The organism is Photobacterium sp. TY1-4 (assembly GCF_025398175.1).
In the GTDB taxonomy this organism is placed as follows: domain Bacteria; phylum Pseudomonadota; class Gammaproteobacteria; order Enterobacterales; family Vibrionaceae; genus Photobacterium.
In genome coordinates, this window is record NZ_CP099734.1 from 955,673 (window position 1) to 968,913 (window position 13,241).

General features: G+C 55.8%; 11 protein-coding genes. 7 read left to right on the plus strand and 4 right to left on the minus strand.

Going from position 1 to position 13,241, the window contains the following annotated elements; genetic code table 11:
- Nucleotides 1-241: 241 nt before the first annotated feature.
- Nucleotides 242-1,624 carry a short-chain fatty acid transporter gene (locus NH461_RS04720; protein ID WP_261602105.1) on the minus strand — a complete coding sequence of 461 codons (1,383 nt, stop codon included), beginning with the start codon at nucleotides 1,622-1,624 and terminating at the stop codon, nucleotides 242-244.
- 185 nt (nucleotides 1,625-1,809) lie between these two features.
- Between NH461_RS04720 and NH461_RS04725 the strand changes: the two genes are divergently transcribed.
- Nucleotides 1,810-2,145: a VF_A0006 family four-cysteine protein gene (locus NH461_RS04725; protein ID WP_261602106.1), complete on the plus strand. Its 336-nt coding sequence runs from the start codon at nucleotides 1,810-1,812 to the stop codon at nucleotides 2,143-2,145.
- Between the two features lie 37 nt (nucleotides 2,146-2,182).
- Here the strand turns inward: NH461_RS04725 and znuB are convergent, their stop codons facing one another.
- Nucleotides 2,183-2,965, minus strand: a complete 783-nt coding sequence (znuB, locus tag NH461_RS04730; protein ID WP_261602107.1) for a zinc ABC transporter permease subunit ZnuB — start codon at nucleotides 2,963-2,965, stop codon at nucleotides 2,183-2,185.
- Nucleotides 2,966-2,974: 9 nt separating this feature from the next.
- Nucleotides 2,975-3,736, minus strand: coding sequence for a zinc ABC transporter ATP-binding protein ZnuC (gene znuC, locus NH461_RS04735; protein WP_261602108.1), 762 nt, complete (start codon nucleotides 3,734-3,736; stop codon nucleotides 2,975-2,977).
- Nucleotides 3,737-3,828: 92 nt separating this feature from the next.
- On the opposite strand from znuC, the gene znuA reads away from it, so the two are divergent.
- From znuA to NH461_RS04765, 6 genes are all read left to right on the plus strand, one after another.
- On the plus strand, nucleotides 3,829-4,722 hold the full coding sequence (gene znuA / locus NH461_RS04740) for a zinc ABC transporter substrate-binding protein ZnuA (protein ID WP_261602109.1): 894 nt from the start codon (nucleotides 3,829-3,831) through the stop codon (nucleotides 4,720-4,722).
- Nucleotides 4,723-4,724: 2 nt separating this feature from the next.
- Nucleotides 4,725-6,125, plus strand: coding sequence for a murein DD-endopeptidase MepM (mepM, locus tag NH461_RS04745; RefSeq protein ID WP_261602110.1), 1,401 nt, complete (start codon nucleotides 4,725-4,727; stop codon nucleotides 6,123-6,125).
- A 200-nt stretch (nucleotides 6,126-6,325) separates the two neighbouring features.
- Nucleotides 6,326-9,733 (plus strand): ATP-binding protein, encoded by a 3,408-nt coding sequence (locus NH461_RS04750; protein WP_261602111.1) that lies wholly within the window; start codon nucleotides 6,326-6,328, stop codon nucleotides 9,731-9,733.
- A gap of 219 nt (nucleotides 9,734-9,952) precedes the next feature.
- Nucleotides 9,953-10,183 (plus strand): ferrous iron transport protein A, encoded by a 231-nt coding sequence (locus tag NH461_RS04755; protein WP_261602112.1) that lies wholly within the window; start codon nucleotides 9,953-9,955, stop codon nucleotides 10,181-10,183.
- Nucleotides 10,180-12,456 (plus strand): Fe(2+) transporter permease subunit FeoB, encoded by a 2,277-nt coding sequence (gene feoB / locus NH461_RS04760; RefSeq protein ID WP_261602113.1) that lies wholly within the window; start codon nucleotides 10,180-10,182, stop codon nucleotides 12,454-12,456. The genes NH461_RS04755 and feoB overlap by 4 nt, the downstream gene beginning before the upstream one ends.
- Nucleotides 12,453-12,695 (plus strand): FeoC-like transcriptional regulator, encoded by a 243-nt coding sequence (locus NH461_RS04765; protein ID WP_261602114.1) that lies wholly within the window; start codon nucleotides 12,453-12,455, stop codon nucleotides 12,693-12,695. Before feoB ends, NH461_RS04765 begins: the two co-directional genes overlap by 4 nt.
- A gap of 82 nt (nucleotides 12,696-12,777) precedes the next feature.
- On the opposite strand, the gene NH461_RS04770 is transcribed toward NH461_RS04765, so the two are convergent.
- On the minus strand, nucleotides 12,778-13,209 hold the full coding sequence (locus tag NH461_RS04770; RefSeq protein ID WP_261602115.1) for an HIT domain-containing protein: 432 nt from the start codon (nucleotides 13,207-13,209) through the stop codon (nucleotides 12,778-12,780).
- Nucleotides 13,210-13,241 lie beyond the last annotated feature (32 nt).

Sequence of the window (13,241 nt, forward strand, 5' to 3'; positions counted from 1 at the left end):
GGACATGTTTGTCGGTTCTTTTCGGCCAGTGTTCAGCGGAACTGTCCTGTCAGCGAAAGGAACACAGTGGGGTAATGTAACTGATATGTTAAGTGATATCAGTGATATCGGCTGGGATCTGAGGATGGAGCGGGAAGGTGCGTCTGAGAAGGCAGGTCATCCGCGGGCGAGTAAGAGCCAATGCCTGTTTACAGAAGCGGCCTGCCCGGCGATAAGTCCGGCAGGCCGTTGGTGGAGTCGATCAGAGCAGAACGAGTCCCAGACTGATGATCAGGCCGGAAGCCAGCAGTGCAATCAGACAATAGCCCATGATGTCTTTGGCGTTTAACCCGGCAATACTTAAAGCTGGCAGGGCCCAGAACGGCTGGATCATATTGGTCCAGGCATCGCCCCAGGCAATCGCCATCGCGGTTTTTGCCCCCGGGACGCCCAGCGCTTCACCGGCCGGCATCATGATCGGAGCCTGAACCGCCCATTGGCCACCCCCGGAAGGCACGAAGAAGTTGACGATCCCGGCGCTCAGGAAGGTGAACAATGGAAAAGTGTCAGGCGTGGAGATACTGACGAACCAATCAGACACCGCTCCGGCCAGGGAGATCCCTTCCGGGCCTTTGGCCACCATCATCCCCATGATCCCGGCATAAAATGGAAACTGCAGCAAAATTCCGGCGGTGTTTTTGGTGCCTTCCGCGACTGCGGCGATCAAGCGCTTGGGAGAGTCGTGCAGGAGGATCGCGGTGAACAGGAAAATAAAGTTCACGATATTCAGGTTCAGTGCAAATCCGTGCTCGGCAAAATAACTGATGATGTAGCTAAAGCCGAGCAGGGCCAGTAAGCGGTTGACCCAGGGGCTGTGCTCCAGTTTTTCGGCGGGCGTCAGGTCGTGCGATGGCTGTGCTGGCGACGGCTCTGTTAAGAGCACCGGATCGATGGTCACCACCTCGCTGGCACGGCTCGGGTGCATGGCCTTATTGAGCAGCGGGATCACCAACAGCATGACCGCCACGATCAATAGGTTTGATGCCGAAAAGAGGGTTTCACCAGTCGGAATAGCCTGTGAGACCGCCCCGGCGGTGACGACTTCCAGATTACTCCCGCTGGCCAGCGCGAGTGGGATCGAGCCGGACAGGCCGGCATGCCAGAACAGGAAGCCGGTATAGGCCGAGGCAATCAGCAGGCGATAGTCGACCCCTTTGACTTTTGCCGCCAGCTCCCGGGCAAAAATGGCCCCGACCACCAGACCAAATCCCCAGTTGATCCAGCAGGCAATGGCACTGACGATTGTGACGATGAAGATTGCGTGGCCCGGGGTTTTCGCCGTCATCGCCAGATAGGCCAGGCCGCGTTTGAACACCGGTGCAGAGGCCATCGCATGGCCGGTGACGACCACCATCGCCATTTGCATCGCAAACTTGAGCAGGTTCCAGAACCCCCCGGCAAAGGCATCGACCATTTGCATTGGACTTTGTTGGGTGACTGGCATCGCGATGAGAAAGACCACAAGGGTCAGGATGGCGGCAAACAAAAAGGGATCGGGGAGGTAGCGTTGTACCAGGGTCGTGCACAGGAACGAAAAGCGTTGCAACAGTGTGGGCTGTTGATAGCCAACAGTTTCAGTCGACATGGTTGACTCCTTTCCATGGATGGTTCATCACCCGTTCGTTGGGTATGTCGTGATGGTTATCAAAAAGATCTAAAATTGTAACAGATTAGATTCAAGACGATTCTCCGCCGGAATGAAACCGGTATTAATGGGAATATGCTTTGCATATTTTCAAGGCCCATGCCGGACGGAGACGGAGGTTGGCGATGAGACGAATCGTGGCAATGGGGCTGATCGTGGTATTGCTGACTACGGTGTTGTTGATTGGTTTTGTTGTGGTCGGCAGTGTGGCGGCAAAAGAAGACAAAGCTGCCTATCAGCATTGCGTGCTGACCCATGTGTCCGGGGTAGAAGACAGTTTAGCTGCCAATTTAATGACTTACGCCTGCCATCGCCTGTATATCGATAATTTTATGTTGTCGGCGGAAGATGAAGGGTACTTTCAGTGTTTGCTGACTTACTTACCGGAGGCAAAACAACAGCAGGTGACTTTGCTGGTCCGACAAACCTGTCATCAGCAGCATCGCAGCTTGTTTCGTTAAGGGAGCGCCAGCTGACAGCAGCTGGCGCGGCGGGAAATTACTCGGTGCGTTTGAACTGACAAAGCATGAACAGGGCTGCGGCTGCGACCACAACCGACGGACCGGCCGGGGTGTCATAATGCCACGACATCATCAGCCCCAGTACCACGGCTATCGCGCCAAACACTGAGGCCAGAGCTGCCATTTGTTCCGGGCTTTGCGCGAATCGGCGTGCTGTAGCGGCCGGGATCAGCAGCAGTGATGTGATGATCAGGGCGCCGACGAACTTCATCGCGACCGCAATTACCAGCCCGACCATCAGCATCAGTATCAGACGCATCAGATCGACATTGACCCCCTCGACCTGGGCCAGCTCTTCGTTGATGGTCATCGACAGCATCGGGCGCCACAGTGTGAACAGCAAGGCGAAAACCACCAGGCCGCCGCCGTAAATCCACAGTAGATCGTGCGTCGTAACAGCCAGCAAATCCCCGAACAGGTAGGCCATCAGATCAATCCGGACATGGTCCAGAAAGCTGACGGCGACCAGGCCGAGGGACAGGGCGCTATGGGCCAGGATCCCGAGTAGGGTGTCGGTGGCAACCACCTTTTGTTTTTGCAGGCTCACCAGAATCACCGCCAGGGCGAGACAGCAGATCACCAACGCCAGATTGAGGTTGATATTGAGCAAAAAGCCCAGCGCAATGCCGAGTAACGAGGCATGGGACAGGGTGTCGCCGAAATAGGCCATCTTGCGCCAGACGACAAATGAGCCCAGCGGTCCGGCCAGGGCGGCGATACCGAGACCCGCGAACAGGGCCGGCAGAATCAATTCAAGCATGGGTGTTTCTTATGCCTCGTTGTGGTGATGCTGACATGGACCGACCGGGCTCCCGGCAAGGTCATGCTCATGATTATGATGGTGGTGGTAGAGCGCCAGTTGTTCGCTCTGCTGCGTGCCGAACAAGGCGACATACGACGGATGGCTGGTAATGGCATCCGGCGCGCCGGAACAACAGACATGGTGATGCAGGCAGATCACATGGTCCGTTTTGGCCATCACCAGATGTAAGTCGTGCGAGACCATTAAAATAGCGCAGTTGAGTTGATCGCGCAGGGACTGGATCAGGCTGTAGAGCTCCAATTGGCCATTCACATCGACCCCTTGTACCGGCTCATCCAGCACCAGCAAATCCGGATGCTGCAGTAATGCCCGCGCCAGCAGAACGCGTTGGGTTTCCCCCCCGGAGAGCGCATGCATGTTGCTGTGGTGCAGATGCAGGCCACCGACCAAGGTCAGGGCTGCCTGAATTTCATCGGGTCGGTAGCGACCGGCCAAACGCATAAAGCGATCCACCGTCAATGGCAGTGAGGTGTTGAGTTGCAGTTTTTGCGGGACGTACCCGATCCGCAGCCCACGTGCCCGGATCACATGGCCGCTGCTGGGCTTGCACAGTCCGGTGATCACCTTGACCAAAGTCGATTTACCGGCACCATTGGGACCAATCAGGGTGGTGATCTGGCCACGGGCCAGTTGGAAGGAAACTTGGTCAAGGACGTGTCGATCCGCGAAGGTTACGGTAACCGCCTGTAATTCAACTAAGGTTGTCATAAAAAAGTACGTCAGGGAATTGCCAAAACGAGATGTTATAATATAACATCTTTGGTCTGGGTTTGTAATTAATAATCGCTCTGGAAAATATTATGCGCCGATTTTTTGCCTGTTGCAGCATTCTTGCTGTGCTGTTTTCATCTTCCGTCATGGCCCAAGAATTAAAAGTGGTCACGACCGTCAAGCCGCTTGGGCTGATTGTACAAGCATTAACCGATGGCGCTGCCCAGACTGATATTCTGTTGCCGCCGGGGACATCCCCGCATGATTATGCACTGCGCCCGTCTGATATGCAGAAGCTGAATGAAGCCGATCTGGTGATCTGGGTCGGCCCGGAGCTGGAAACCTTTTTGGTGAAGGTTCTGGCTGAAAAAAGCCAGAATCTGGCGCTGACGGCTCAGGCTTCAATTGACCTGCACCATTATGAAGAGCCCGGGGTGGTGGACCACGGGGACCATTCACACAGCCATGATGGGGTCGATCCGCACGTGTGGCTGGGGCCGGTTCAGGCAATTCAAGCGGCAAAGGTCATTTCTGGGCAGCTTGTCAAATTAGATCCATTGAATAAAAAGGCCTATGACGATAACCTTGCGCAGTTCGTCGCAGCAGTGGAGCAAATCACCACCGCCCTGCGCCAGCAACTCAAGCCACTGGGTGATCGCGGCTACTATGTCTTCCACGATGCATATGGTTATTTTGAGCAGACGTTCGCGCTGAACAAATTAGGGCATTTTACCGTGAATCCGGATCGTCGTCCGGGTGCGAAAACGTTGGTATCGATTCGTCGGGCACTGAAAGCGGAAGAAGCGGTCTGCGTATTCAGTGAGCCGCAGTTTTCACCAGCCGTCGTGAAAAGCGTCGTCCGTGGCACAAAGGTTCATATCAGTACCCTGGATCCGATGGCAACGGAGATTGCCGAAGGGAAACAGGGATATGTCCAGTTCTTAACCGAATTAGGGCAGAGTTTTACCAATTGTCTTAAATAATAATGAAAATACTCAGGGCGACAGCCTTTTCGATAAAAAAGTTACCCCGCCAGCACCGGATTGCGCTTTTCTCAACATGTGCCGTAGTCGTGGCACTCACGGTATGGCAACCCACCTCGCCGTTGCCGCAGACGGCACCCGGGCAGCGTACCAGCGTTGATATTCCGCTGGGCGCCCTGGATGTCCTGTCTAACCAGCGTCATCAGGAAGCCTCTGTCGCCCGGGCTCAGCCTGAGCCGCTGATTGAAGAAAACAGTGAGCCACTCGGTGCCGTACTCGACCCGGAAGACCCGGAGTTCCTGGCTCCGAAGGATGAGCTGGAGCAGCAATTGGCGCAGGTGACCGATGTCGCCCATACCCACAAGGTCGAGCCGGGGGAAACCCTGGGCGCAGTGTTTGAGCAATACGGCCTGCCGCAGGCGGATATGTACCGCCTGATTGCCGTCAACCGTTCGATTCAGAACCTGCGGGTCGGCCAGCAGTTGGAGTGGTCGGTTGACGACGATGGCCGGGTGAAAGAGCTCAGCATCAAGCGTAGCGCCAAGCTCACCGACAGTTTTACCCTGACGGCAAAGGGTTATCAGTTCAAACAGCTGGAAGAGAGCGGTGAGCTGAAACCTGTGGTGCTGACGGGCCGAATTTCAGGCAGTTTCTATCAGTCGGCCCGGGCAGCCGGATTAAGTCCCTCGCAAATTCAGACCCTGGTTCAGGCCCTGCAGTGGCGGTTTGATTTCGGTCGCGAAGCCCGAAAAGGCGACCGTTTTGCGGTGACCGTGGAGCGGGAGTTTATCGACGGCAAAGCGGTCTCCCGCGGTGACGTGAAGGCACTGTATTATTTGAGCGGTCGTCGGGAAGTCTTCATCATGCGCCATGATGACGGCGAATTTTATGATGAAGAAGGGCGTAGCCTGAACCGGGCGCTGCGCCGCTATCCGTTGGCTAAGCGCTATCGCATCAGTTCACCGTTCAATCCGCAGCGGCTGCACCCGATCACCAGGCGGACGTCTCCGCATCACGGTACCGATTTTGCCACCCCGATTGGAACGCCGGTTCTGGCGGCCGGAGACGGTGTGGTGGTGAAAGCCAGCAAGCATTCACTGGCCGGTAACTATGTGGTGATCAAGCATGGTCGTGAATATACGACCCGCTACCTTCACCTGCACCGCCTGCTGGTGAAGGTCGGTGACAAAGTCACCATGGGGCAGCGGATTGCGCTGAGCGGAAACACCGGCCGCTCCACCGGGCCGCATCTGCATTATGAGCTGCTCAAGAAGAACCGGGCGGTCAATGCCATGAAAGTCCCGCTGCCTCAGGCTGCACCTGTGCCGAATTCGATGCGTGGTCGATTCGTCCAGAATGCCCAGAATGAACGGCAGAAACTGCTGGCAGTGATGCCGGGTTGATGATAAAGCGCACATGAGTGCGCTTTTTTTTTATGCCTTACCACTCAATTTATAAATCCTGGTGACCAAAAAGTGCGGTGGTCCTGCATAATGGTCGAACGATGTACACGCGTTCGCGGTATTAGTATTTTCTTCGCATGATAAACGCCCTGGTCACCTTATTATTGTTGTTGTCTGTGTGGACCTACAGCGGAGCTGCTGTGGCGCAGCCAGGCACCGAATATGTGTTTTATCCGCTGCCTTATCAAGATGGCGGCAGCTTTGTCACGCCGGTCAAAATGTTCAATAACCCGGCTGGTGGCCTGTGGATCCTGGATGTCCGGGGCGAGCTGCTGTTCTATGATGGCCGTGCGCTGAAAAATGTGACGGATGCGAAAGGCCAGTTAATCACCGGCGTCAAAGATGTTGCGATGGTGGCGCAGACACTGTGGTTAGTGATTGATGGGGCCGGCTATACGTACTCCCCGGCAACGCTGCAATTACGCCGTTTGCCGATCACCCATAGCAATTTACGGTTTGTTGAAGTTCAGGGGGACACGGCCTGGTTTGCCGCTCAGGAAGGCTTGGTGGCTTTTCAGCGACCGGTCGGGCGGGCAACGTTTTATCCCTATCCGAACAATGAAACGGTGACCGGTCTGTTCAGTTCGGGGCAGTCGCTGTTTATTGCCGTGGAGAAAGGGGCATATGAGTTCACCGCGCGTCAGTTCTCAGATGCTGTGCTGTATCCGGAGCAAAAGGTGACAGCAGTGTTCACCGATAGCCGGCAACAGCTGTGGTTCGGCACCCAGCGTGGCCTCTATGCGTCGCGCAATACCCAGCATGAGCAATCCCGCCAACATATCAGGCTCGATAATTTACCGATTTCCGCAATCAGCGAAACTTCGGCCGGGCTGTGGGTCGGGACGCTGGACGGGCTGCGCTTGCTGGATCTTCAGGGGCAGACGCTGAATCATTTCCAGGCCCGGAGCCGTGATTTGATGTCGCTGCACGGTAATCACATTACGGCTTTGCTGGTTAATGACCGGGATGGGTTGTGGGTCGGGACCAATCAAGGGCTGAATTACTCCTCATCCAAAGTCGATATCTTCAAGCTGCGCCCGTACGGGGCCGGGCTGAATGCGCTTCCGGCCAGCCAGATCAATGATATGGTCGAGCTGGCCGATGGGTCGATTTGGCTTGCCAGTGACAACGGGCTGGTGGTGTTGAATGACCAGCTGGAAGAGATCCGCCATCTGCCGCAGCTCGGTCCGATCCAACACATGGCCTACCGTGACGGTACACTGTGGCTGGCTGCCAATGAGAGGTTACTGGTGTATTCCGTGGCGACGCACTCCTGGTCGTCGGTTGCGCTGCCGAGTCGGGTACGGCCCGGTGCGATCACCAATTTGCTGGTGGATCACTTTAATTCGGTTTGGATCGGCAAGCATTCGCGGCTCTATCGCTACTGGCCGGACTCCGGGGAAGTGAATGCATTCGGCCAACACTGGATTCAGGCCCCGCACGGCAGTGAGTTGATCACCACCTTGTTTGAAGATCGCCAGAAGCAAATCTGGGTCGGGACGGATTATGCCCTGTATCGGTTTGATGCCGGCCGCTTGCAAGTGGTGGCGTCTGCCAAGGCCCAGGGCGGGGTGACTGAATTATTTGAAGATAAGCTGGCGCGATTGTGGGTGGTGAATAACCACAGCCTGCAATATCTCGAGAGTCGTCAGCCGGTGTCGCTGCAACCGGCACAGCTGAATGATCAGCATGCCCGCCTGTACTGTATGATCGGCGGCAATGGCGGCAATTGGATTGTGTCGAGCCAGGGGATTTTGTCCGTTGCTTTTTCCGGTGTATTGCAGCAGCATTTACGGCCGCCCGTCGGTCTGATCAGCACCGAGTTCTATGCGCCGACCTGTCAGCGGCTGCGCTCGGGCGCTTTACTGATCGGCGGCCGGAACGGTCTGATGATGGTCGAGCCGGGCAAGCTCTTGGATGCCAGCAAAAAGCTCATTTCGGTGATCATGAGTGAAATCTATATTGATCACCAACTGGTCCGGCAGGGTGGGGCCACAGCTCCGGTCCTTGAACTGCAGCAGGGGGCCTCTCTCAGTATTCGTGTCGGGGTATTGCCTTTTTCCGGGATGCGTCAGTTGCAATATCGTTTGCTGGGCAGCTCGGAAGAGTCCTGGCAGTCGTTTCATGATTCCATGCTTTACTTTGATCAACTGGATGCCGGAACTTACCATCTTCAGGTTCGTTTGGCCGGGACCGGTGCATCCGGTGCCGTGATGGTGGAACTGCCGTTTCGGGTCCAGCCCCCTTGGTTTATCTCGCCGTTGCTGGTGACGTTGGCGATTGCCTGTCCGGTTCTGCTGATCCTGGGGCTGACCCTCTGGCGGATCCGGGTAAAACAGCGGGAGCAACTGGCGGTGCAGCAGTCGGTGTTTCGGAACACCGCTCAGATAGAACTTGAAAAAAAACAGTTGTATGCCAGTAACCTGCATTTAAAGCAGGTCTTGCAGATGCGCCAAAATTTTATGGCGCAGTTACATCAGGAGCTGAGCACGCCATTTACCCTGATCCAGGATTTAATGCCGCAGTTTCAGGCCAGTAAATCCGGGGAAGGGGCACAAACGCTGCAAGTGGCGACGCAGCGGATTGAACACTCGCTTCACTTGGTTGAGGAATTGCTCAAGCGTGATACCAAGGCGTTTATGACGCCGGAACATATCTGTGTTCAGCTGATCACACCGGTGATTAAAGCGTGCTGTATGAGCTGGCAGTACGAGGCTGAGCGTAAGCAAATCGCGCTGTCACTGGAAGATGAAACCCGGGGCGTGAGTGTGAAGATAGCGCCTTTTCACCTGGAGATCATGCTGGGGAACTTGTTGTCGAATGCGCTGAAATATACCTCGCATCAGGGGACGATCAGCGTGGTAGTGAAAACCCGGGGAGAGCGGCTGGTCCTCTCGGTCAGCGACACCGGCAGAGGGATGTCCGAAACCCTTAAAGAGAAAGTCTTCGACAGTTACAGTCAAGCGACGGAACCGGTGCGTCCGGATGCGGCAAAGTTGGCGTCGGGATTCGGCTTAGGGCTCAGCACGGTGAAACAGCTGGCAGAATCCTATGGCGGCGAAGTATCGGTGATTAGTTACCAGGGGATCGGCAGTGAATTCATACTCAGTTTACCCCTGTATCAGCAGACGGCCGCACCATCGCAGGTACCGGTGCCTGTGGCCACTGCTGCATCCAGTGCGCCTCAAATTCTGATTGTGGCGTCCGAACCTGAGGTGCTTGCCTGCCTGACGGCGCTTCTCCAGGCCTATTCTTGTCTGGAGGCCCATGATGGCTATGAGGCTGTGATCCTGGCCAAGCATCATTGTCCGCAACTGGTGATCTGCGATCAGGATATCCCGGGCTTGCGCGGCGACGTGGTCGGGGAGCGCCTGGCTCAGGAGATGCCTGAAGCTGACTACTATTTCATCCTGTTGGTCGATCCCTCCGATCAACGCCGGCAGGCATACCCTGTCGCCTCCCGTTACTGCAAGCTGACCAAGCCGCTGGATCCGGTCGCAGCCCTCGAGCTTGTCGAGCAGCGACTTCCCGCCTCGGTGACGGTTTAACCCGTCACTCACACTGGATGAGCGGTTCAGGTTCGGGATCGGTTAACCCCGTTTTTCCGGACCATTGCGCATCTGCGTGCCATGCAAAATCCATATAATCAATATGGCTATTTATTGATATCGTGATGATTTATTGACGTAAGACAAAGCTCGACATGTTTCAAACTGTAAAATTGCAACTAGTAATGAAAACAATTATCAATAAGGTGTGGCGTAAATATGAAACTGTCAGAGTTGTCATGCGGGAAAAGCGGGAGGGTGACGGCCATGTCCGCCTTGCCGACAGCGACCCGAAAAAAATTGATGGTCATGGGGATGCTGCCGAATACGGAGGTCACGGTCGTGCGACTCGCGCCGCTGGGCGATCCGCTGCAGGTTCGGGTGCGCGGTGTGGATATGGCCCTGCGTAAGCAGATCGCTGCGGCAATTGAAGTGGAGGTGCTCTCATGACTTATCAGATGCTGACGGTGGGTAACCCGAACAGCGGTAAAACCACATTATTTAATGGCCTGACCGGGGCGAAGCAGCAAGTCGGTAACTGGGCCGGGGTCACGGTTGAGAAAAAGAATGGTTACTATACGCATGCCGATCAGTCGTATTCGCTGACGGACATGCCGGGCATTTATAACCTCGACAGCGGCAATGACGCCAACAGTCCGGATGAAGCCATTGCGTGTCGTGCGCTGATGGCGCTGCCGGCCGACCTGGTGATCAACGTGGTCGATGCTGCGTGTCTGGAACGGAGCCTTTATACCACCTTGCAATTGCGGGAACTCGGCCGGCCGATGGTCGTGGTCCTGAATAAAATGGATGTGCTGGCCCGCCAGCGCCAGTGCATTGATCTGAAAGCGCTGGAGAAAGCTTTGGGTTGTCCGGTGTTTGCCCTGTCGGCCAACGACAAGGCGCAGGTGAATACCCTGAAAGCGAACTTGCACCAATTGTTGCAGCAAGGCTTTTCGTTACAGCCTCTTACCTTGCATTACGGCGACGTGATGGAGCAGGCAGTCGGGCAGTTAACGCCGTTGTTTGCTGATGGTGTGGTGAATGCGCGTGCTCAGGCCATCCGCCTGTTGGAGCAGGATACCTTGGTGCTCAAGGGTCTGTCGCCGAGCGATCAGGATCAGGCCTGTAATGTCCGCAATACCTTGCTGGTGGATGTGGATATCGATGTCCAGGTTGCGGATGTCCGGTACAGTTTCTTGCATCAGCTGTGTCAGCGCGTCCGTCGTCAGGAAGGCAAACTCAGCCGCAGTGTCAGCGATCGCATCGATCGGGTATTGCTGCATCGGGCGTTCGGGATCCCATTCTTCTTTGTCGTGATGTACCTGATGTTCATGTTCTCGATCAATATCGGCAGCGCCTTTATCGACTTCTTCGATATCAGTGTCGGTGCGGTTCTGGTCGACGGTGGCCATTACCTGCTGGACGGGCACTTACCGCTCTGGTTGGTGACTGTGATTGCCGATGGTCTCGGCGGTGGTATTCAGACTGTGGCGACCTTCATTCCGGTGATCGCTTGCCTGTACCTGTTTATGGCGCTATTGGAAAGTTCCGGCTATATGGCGCGGGCTGCGTTTGTACTGGATAAAGTGATGCAGCAGGTGGGCCTGCCGGGTAAGGCATTTGTGCCGCTGGTACTGGGTTTTGGTTGTAATGTGCCGGCGATCATGGCGACCCGGACGCTGGAGCAGGAGCGCGAGCGTAAGCTGGCGGCGGCCATGGCACCTTTCATGTCCTGCGGCGCCCGCTTGCCGGTCTATGCCCTGTTTGCTGCCGCTTTCTTCCCGGAAAACGGTCAGAATGTGGTGTTTGGTCTGTATGTGCTCGGGATCCTGGCTGCGGTACTCACGGGATTACTGTTACGGCATACGCTCTACCCGGGCACCAGTACCAGCTTTATTATGGAAATGCCGGACTATGAACTGCCAACGCTGCACAATGTCGGGATCAAAACCTGGCAGAAACTGAAGCGTTTTGTGCTGGGCGCCGGGAAGACGATTGTGGTGGTGGTTGCTTGTTTGAGCTTCCTGAACTCGCTGGGCGTGGACGGGACATTTGGGAACGAAGACAGTGAGAATTCTGTGTTGTCTAAGGCAGCGCAAGTGGTCACACCGGTACTGGCACCGATTGGCATCCAGGAAGATAACTGGCCGGCGACGGTTGGGATTATCACGGGTATTTTTGCCAAAGAAGCTGTGGTCGGGACCCTGAACAGCCTGTACGCGCCTTCGGCGGCGGAAGAAGAGGCAGAATATGATCTGCTGGGCAGTTTGCAAGAAGCGTTGGCCTCGATTCCGGCCAACCTGGCCGACCTCAGCTACAGCGATCCGCTGGGGATTGAAGTCGGTGAGCTGACGGATCTGGATGCCGTGGCAGAAGCGCAGGAAGTGGATGCATCGGTGTTCAGTAATATCCAGGCCCACTTTGTCAGTGGTTCAGCCGCGATGGCGTATTTGGTGTTCATCTTGTTGTACACGCCCTGTGTGGCGGCGATGGGAGCATATGTTCGTGAATTTGGCCAGAAGTTCTCGATGTTGATTGCCAGCTGGACCATGCTGTTGGCTTACACCTGTGCCACCTTGCTGTATCAGGTGGCCCACTTTACCGATCACCCGGTCAGCAGTGCGCTGTGGATTGCGCTGTTTGCTGCCATCAATACCGGGTTAGCGATCGCCTTTAAGGTTCAGGGACGTAAGCAGCCGCGGGAGGTCGTGGTTTTATGATTCTACAACAGCTGCGGCAGTTTCTTGAAAAGCGTGGGAAGACCAGTCGGGCTGTGCTGGCGCAGCATTTCGGGCTCAGTGAAGATGGCGTGGATGCGATGCTGGAGATCTGGGTGAAGAAAGGCAAACTCAGCCGGGAACTGAGCGGCTGTGAAGGGACGCCATGTTGCCGGGAAGCCGCCGGGGTCTGGTATCGCTGGTTGTCGGCCCGGGAGCTCGCGATTACGGTGGTCCATTAACGTTCAGGCATCATCCGAGGGTCTGAGGTCAACAAGCAGCCTGTTCAGGCTGCTTGTTGTGTTTTGGGGCCTTCAAATGCCATCAGGTGCTCGGTGTAAAGCCGGGAATGCTGCTTAACTCATCCCGTAACTCTTCGGCCAGCGCCGTTTGAACGGCCTCATTGCGCTGGGCACCGTCGGTGTTTCCCCAAACCGGTCCGGGCCAGGCCATATCGGTTTTAAATCGGGCGATATGGTGGACATGCAACTGCGGAACCAAATTGCCCAGGGCTCCGACGTTAATCTTATCGGCCTGATAGTCTTGCTCCAGCAGGGCGGCGACCGCACTGGATTCCCGCATCAACTGAAATTGATCGGCCTCGGGCAGGTGGTGAATTTCGGTCAGCGCTTCACGACGCGGAACCAGGATCAGCCAGGGGCCCAGGGCCTCTTTGGACAGGAGAACCTGGCACAGGGGCAGGTCGCCCAGCAGGGTGGTGTCTGCGGCCAGTCTCGGATGAAGTGAAAACTGCATCAGGTGATTCCTTAAATGTATTGTGTGGCTCA

Bases quoted from the DNA above. Each gene is read 5' to 3' on its own strand.
- znuB (WP_261602107.1), bottom strand. From the start codon at position 2,965: ATGCTTGAATTGATTCTGCCGGCCCTGTTCGCGGGTCTCGGTATCGCC.
- znuA (WP_261602109.1), top strand. From the start codon at position 3,829: ATGCGCCGATTTTTTGCCTGTTGCAGCATTCTTGCTGTGCTGTTTTCA.
- NH461_RS04770 (WP_261602115.1), bottom strand. From the start codon at position 13,209: ATGCAGTTTTCACTTCATCCGAGACTGGCCGCAGACACCACCCTGCTG.
- NH461_RS04765 (WP_261602114.1), top strand. From the start codon at position 12,453: ATGATTCTACAACAGCTGCGGCAGTTTCTTGAAAAGCGTGGGAAGACC.
- mepM (WP_261602110.1), top strand. From the start codon at position 4,725: ATGAAAATACTCAGGGCGACAGCCTTTTCGATAAAAAAGTTACCCCGC.
- feoB (WP_261602113.1), top strand. From the start codon at position 10,180: ATGACTTATCAGATGCTGACGGTGGGTAACCCGAACAGCGGTAAAACC.
- znuC (WP_261602108.1), bottom strand. From the start codon at position 3,736: ATGACAACCTTAGTTGAATTACAGGCGGTTACCGTAACCTTCGCGGAT.
- NH461_RS04725 (WP_261602106.1), top strand. From the start codon at position 1,810: ATGAGACGAATCGTGGCAATGGGGCTGATCGTGGTATTGCTGACTACG.
- NH461_RS04755 (WP_261602112.1), top strand. From the start codon at position 9,953: ATGAAACTGTCAGAGTTGTCATGCGGGAAAAGCGGGAGGGTGACGGCC.
- NH461_RS04720 (WP_261602105.1), bottom strand. From the start codon at position 1,624: ATGTCGACTGAAACTGTTGGCTATCAACAGCCCACACTGTTGCAACGC.